This window comes from Streptomyces phytophilus (genome assembly GCF_013870535.1).
Taxonomy (GTDB): Bacteria; Actinomycetota; Actinomycetes; order Streptomycetales; family Streptomycetaceae; genus Streptomyces; species Streptomyces phytophilus.
This window is the reverse complement of sequence record NZ_JACBXC010000335.1, coordinates 1-5,372: the sequence shown is the minus strand read 5'-3', so window position 1 is coordinate 5,372 and position 5,372 is coordinate 1. Positions and strand designations below refer to the sequence as shown.

The 5,372-nt window shown below is 70.8% G+C and carries 4 protein-coding genes; all 4 read right to left on the bottom strand.

Going from position 1 to position 5,372, the window contains the following annotated elements; genetic code table 11:
• Nucleotides 1-84: 84 nt before the first annotated feature.
• On the bottom strand, nt 85-1,218 hold the full coding sequence (recF, locus tag H5J30_RS16360; protein ID WP_181788163.1) for a DNA replication/repair protein RecF: 1,134 nt from the start codon (nt 1,216-1,218) through the stop codon (nt 85-87).
• An 80-nt stretch (nt 1,219-1,298) separates the two neighbouring features.
• Entirely contained in the window at nt 1,299-2,177 is an 879-nt protein-coding gene (gnd, locus tag H5J30_RS16355; protein WP_026276518.1) for a phosphogluconate dehydrogenase (NAD(+)-dependent, decarboxylating), read from the bottom strand.
• A gap of 54 nt (nt 2,178-2,231) precedes the next feature.
• Nucleotides 2,232-3,371: a DNA polymerase III subunit beta gene (gene dnaN, locus H5J30_RS16350; protein ID WP_181788162.1), complete on the bottom strand. Its 1,140-nt coding sequence runs from the start codon at nt 3,369-3,371 to the stop codon at nt 2,232-2,234.
• 935 nt (nt 3,372-4,306) lie between these two features.
• Nucleotides 4,307-5,372, bottom strand: a 1,066-nt coding sequence (dnaA, locus tag H5J30_RS16345; RefSeq protein WP_181788161.1) for a chromosomal replication initiator protein DnaA, incomplete at its 5' end; no start/stop codon positions are given.

Sequence of the window (5,372 nt, the reverse complement as noted above, 5' to 3'; positions counted from 1 at the left end):
CGGGAGACCCGGAGGACCCGGGGGTGCCGGAGTCCGCGGGCGGGTCGGGGCGACCGGCACCTTCGGGACGTACGGGCTCCTCGCTCATCCGCGCTCCACCCGCCCGTCCGCCACCGTGAACCGCACCCCCGCCAGAACCTCCGGCACGTCCTCGGCGACCGCCGCCGTCACGAGCACCTGCTCGCCCGGCGCCACCAGCTCCGCCAGCCGCTCCCGCCGCCGCGTGTCCAGCTCCGCGAACACGTCGTCCAGCACCAGCACCGGCTCACCGTCGCCCTCGCCGCGCAGCAGCTCGTACGACGCGAGCCGCAGCGCCAGCGCGTACGACCACGACTCCCCGTGCGACGCATAGCCCTTGGCGGGCAGCTCGCCCAACTTCAGCACCAGGTCGTCGCGGTGCGGGCCCACCAGGGTCACGCCCCGCTCGATCTCCTGCTTGCGCGCCTCCGCCATCGCCTCCAGCAGCAGCCCCGCGAACTCCTCGCGCGTACGCGCCTCCGCGAACCGCCCGCCGGCCGGCGACCGGTACTCGAACGCCGCCGGACCGCCGCCCGGCGCCACCTGCTCGTACGCCTTGTCCACCAGCGGCTGCAGCACCGCGATCAGCTCCAGCCGCTGCGCCAGCAACTCCGCCCCGGCGCGCGCCAGGTGCTGGTCCCACACATCCAGCGTCGACAGATCGAGCTGCCGCCCGCCGTGCCGCCGCGCCATCGCGGCCGTCTTGAGCAGCGTGTTGCGCTGCTTGAGCACCCGGTCGTAGTCGCTGCGCACCCCCGCGAGACGCGGCGCCCGCGCCGTGATCAGCTCGTCGAGATAGCGGCGCCGCTGGTCCGGATCGCCCTTGACCAGCGCCAGGTCCTCCGGCGCGAACAGCACGGAACGCAGCACGCCCAGCACGTCGCGCGGCCGCACCTGCGACGACCGGTTCAGCCGCGCCCGGTTCGCCTTGCCCGGGTTCAGCTCCAGCTCCACGAGCTGCTGCCGGCCGTCCTGCACCACCGCGGCCCGTACCACCGCGCGCGCCGCGCCCATCCGTACCAGCGGCGCGTCCGCGGACACCCGGTGGCTGCCCAGCGTCGCGAGATAGCCGACCGCCTCGACCAGGTTCGTCTTGCCCTGGCCGTTCGGCCCGACGAAGGCCGTCACCCCCGGGTCGAGGGGTACCTCCGCCCGTTCATACGAACGGAAGTCGGCCAGCGAGAGATGAGACACGTGCATGGCCCGACGCCGACCTCCCCAGGAAACACGGCCGATTCAGCGAACAGCGGGGCCGGCGCTCCCGCCGGCCGCCCGGCTAGCTACTTCTCCTCCTTGACCGCGTGGCCACCAAACTGGTTCCGCAGCGCGGCGATCATCTTCATCTGCGGCGAGTCGTCCTGGCGCGAGGCGAACCGGGCGAAGAGCGACGCGGTGATCGCCGGCAGCGGCACCGCGTGGTCGATCGCCGCCTCCACCGTCCAGCGGCCCTCACCGGAGTCCTCCGCGTACCCGCGGAGCTTGCCCAGGTGCTCGTCGTCGTCCAGCGCCAGGACCGCCAGGTCCAGCAGCCAGGAGCGGATGACGGTGCCCTCCTGCCACGAACGGAACACCTCGCGCACGTCGGTGACCGAGTCCGCGGCCTCCAGCAGCTCCCAGCCCTCGGCGAAAGCCTGCATCATCGCGTACTCGATGCCGTTGTGGACCATCTTCGCGAAGTGCCCCGCGCCGACCTTGCCGGCGTGGACGGAGCCGTACTCGCCCTCGGGCTTCAGCGCGTCGAAGACCGGCTGCACCCGCGCCACGTGCTCGGCGTCCCCGCCGTACATCAGCGCATAGCCGTTCTCCAGGCCCCACACGCCCCCGGAGACGCCGCAGTCCACGAAGCCGATGCCCTTGGCACCCAGCTCCGCGGCGTGCTTCTCGTCGTCCGTCCAGCGCGAGTTGCCGCCGTCCACGAGGACGTCCCCGGGCTGGAGCAGCTCGGCCAGCTCGTCGACCGTCGACTGCGTGGCCGCGCCCGCCGGCACCATCACCCAGACCACGCGGGGAGCGGGCAGCGCGTCCACAAGCTCCCGCAGGCTGTGGACATCGGCGACGTCCGGGTTGCGGTCGTACCCCACGACGGTGTGACCCGCGCGCCGGATGCGCTCGCGCATGTTCCCGCCCATCCGGCCGAGACCCACAAGACCGAGCTCCATCACTGCCCCTTCGTCCGTCTGCGCGCCATATCCGGTCCGAGCCTACGCCGGACCTCAGCCGCTCAGCCGCACGGGCATGATCAGGTACTTGTACGCCTCGTCCGCCTCGGCGTCGAGCGCGGGCCTGCCGCTGAGCAGCGCCGGCTTCGTCGACGTCGTGAAGGAGAGCTGCGCCGCGGGCGAGTCGATCGCGCTCAGCCCGTCGAGCAGGAACGTCGGGTTGAAGGCGATCGAGATGTCGTCGCCCTCAAGCTGGGCGTCCACCCTTTCCACAGCCTGTGCGTCGTCGCTGGACCCGGCCTCCAGGGTCAGCACGCCCTGCTCGAAGCTCAGCCGCACCGGGGTGTTCCGCTCGGCCACCAGCGCCACGCGCTTGACGGCCTCGACGAACGGCGGGGTCTCGATGACCGCCACCGAGTTGAACTCCGTGGGGAACAGCGTGCGGTACTTCGGCAGGTCGCCCTCGATCAGCCGCGTCGTCGTCCGCCGCCCGGCGCCCTCGAAGCCGATCAGCCCCTCGCCGGCACCGGCGCCCGACAGGGCGAGCGTCACGATGTCGCCGCTGGTCAGCGACTTGGCCGTGTCCAGGAGCGTCTTGGCGGGGACGAGCGCCACCGAGGAGGCGTCGGCGGTCTCCGGCTTCCACAGGAACTCCCGGACCGCGAAGCGGTACCGGTCCGTCGAAGCCAGGGTGACCGTGTCGCCCTCGATCTCGATCCGCACGCCCGTGAGCACCGGCAGGGTGTCGTCCCGGCCGGCGGCGATGGCGACCTGCGCGACGGCCGAGGCGAAGACCTCGCCGGAGACCGTCCCCGTGGCGCCCGGCATCTCCGGCAGCGCCGGATACTCCTCCACAGGCAGGGTGTGGAGTGTGAACCGCGAGGAGCCGCAGACCACGGTGACGCGGACGCCGTCCGTGGAGATCTCCACAGGCCGGTTGGGAAGTGCGCGGGAGATGTCGGCGAGGAGCCGCCCGGAGACGAGGACCGTGCCGTCCTCCTCCACGTCCGCCTCCACGGAGACGCGGGCGGAGACCTCGTAGTCGAAGCCGGAGAGGCTGAGCGACCCGCCGTCCGCGCCGTCGGCCTTCAGCAGCAGTCCGGCGAGCACCGGCGCGGGCGGCCGGGCCGGGAGGCTGCGCGCTGCCCACGCCACTGCCTCCGCGAGTACGTCGCGCTCCACCCGGATCTTCACGGAGACCGCCTCCTGGTGCTCTCGGCCCTTGCCGGCTCGGTTGGTGTGGGGGACCAGTCTGACGCACGGCACCGACACAGGGGGCAGGTCGGGGTCAACTCGTCGCAGCCGCCGTCGGACGCCGTCGACCGCACTTGTGCACAGGCCCCGCTTCGAAGCGGATTCCGAGCTAGATACGTGTAGAGGTAGTAGTAGGGCCTGTGGAAACCGTGGAAAACCCCGTCTGCGCAGGTCAGCCCGCGAATTTTGCCCACAGGCGGGTTGGGGACAAGGGGTGGAAAACCCTCGGTTCCTGTGGATGGGGCCCGGCTGTGCACAGGCCGTTCACAGGCAGGGGCCACTTAGCCACAGCTCCATCCCCAGAGTTACCCGGGTTTCTGCACAGCCAATCCTGGCGTTCGGTGTGACGGCTTTCACTCGACCCGGTGAAGGCGCGCGTTGCGTTGCCGAACAGTGGACAAACTTGTGGACAGGCTGTGTACAGAGCGGGGTTTTCTGTGGGTGAGTGGTCTTCCGCGGTGGACAGCGCTCGGCGCCGATCGAGCCGCCGGCCGGTGTCCACAGCTTGTGGGCAACGGCCGCCCACAAATCCACACCCCGATGAGCTGCACGGACGCGAGTTGTCCAGATCGCGTCCACACCTGCCCGTGGGTAACTCGCCTGTCCCCAGGGTGTGGACGAGCGACAGGGCGCCGAGGTGTGGAGAACTGCCTGGTCAGGGCCGGGAATCGAACAGGGCGAGGAGGGCTCGGCTGTTCGGGGGCACGCCGGGGCGGGCGGACGGACGGCAAAGGGGCGGCGAGGGAGCGGTGCAGAAGCGGACTCCGGGACGCACACAGGACGCGTAGAGCCCCCTGGGGACGCCTGAGAGCGCCCGGGGACGCGCGGGAGTGGTACGGGAGAGGTGCGGGACGTACGGAACGGCGGCGGGGCCGCTAGCTGTTCTTGATGCGGTTGGTCAGCTCGGTGACCTGGTTGTAGATCGAACGCCGCTCGGCCATCAGCGCCCGGATCTTGCGGTCCGCGTGCATGACGGTGGTGTGGTCCCGGTTGCCGAACTGGGCGCCGATCTTCGGCAGGGAGAGGTCCGTCAGCTCCCGGCACAGGTACATGGCGATCTGGCGGGCCGTGACCAGCACGCGGCTGCGGGAGGACCCGCACAGGTCCTCCACCGTCAGCCCGAAGTAGTCCGCGGTGGCGGCCATGATCGCGGCCGCGGTGATCTCCGGGGCCGCGTCCTCGCCGCCGGGGATGAGGTCCTTCAGCACGATCTCGGTGAGCCCGAGGTCGACCGGCTGCCGGTTGAGCGAGGCGAAGGCCGTGACCCGGATCAGGGCGCCCTCCAGCTCGCGGATGTTGCGGGAGATCCGGGAGGCGATGAACTCCAGCACCTCGGGCGGCGCGTTCAGCTGCTCCTGGACCGCCTTCTTGCGCAGGATCGCGATCCGGGTCTCCAGCTCCGGCGGCTGCACGTCGGTGATCAGGCCCCACTCGAAGCGGTTGCGGAGCCGGTCCTCCAGGGTGATCAGCTGCTTGGGCGGCCGGTCGCTGGAGAGCACGATCTGCTTGTTGGCGTTGTGCAGCGTGTTGAAGGTGTGGAAGAACTCCTCCTGCGTCGACTCCTTGCTCGCCAGGAACTGGACGTCGTCGACCAGGAGGATGTCCATGTCGCGGTAGCGCTTGCGGAACGTGTCCGCCTTGCCGTCGCGGATGGAGTTGATGAACTCGTTGGTGAACTCCTCGGAGCTCACGTAGCGGACCCGGGTGCCCGGGTAGAGGCTGCGGGCGTAGTGGCCGATGGCGTGCAGCAGGTGCGTCTTGCCCAGACCGGACTCGCCGTAGATGAACAGCGGGTTGTACGCCTTCGCCGGGGCCTCGGCGACGGCGACCGCGGCGGCGTGCGCGAAGCGGTTGGAGGCGCCGATGACGAAGGTGTCGAAGAGGTACTTCGGGTTCAGCCGCGCGGTCGGCTCGCCGGGGCCGGTGGCCGGTACGTACCAG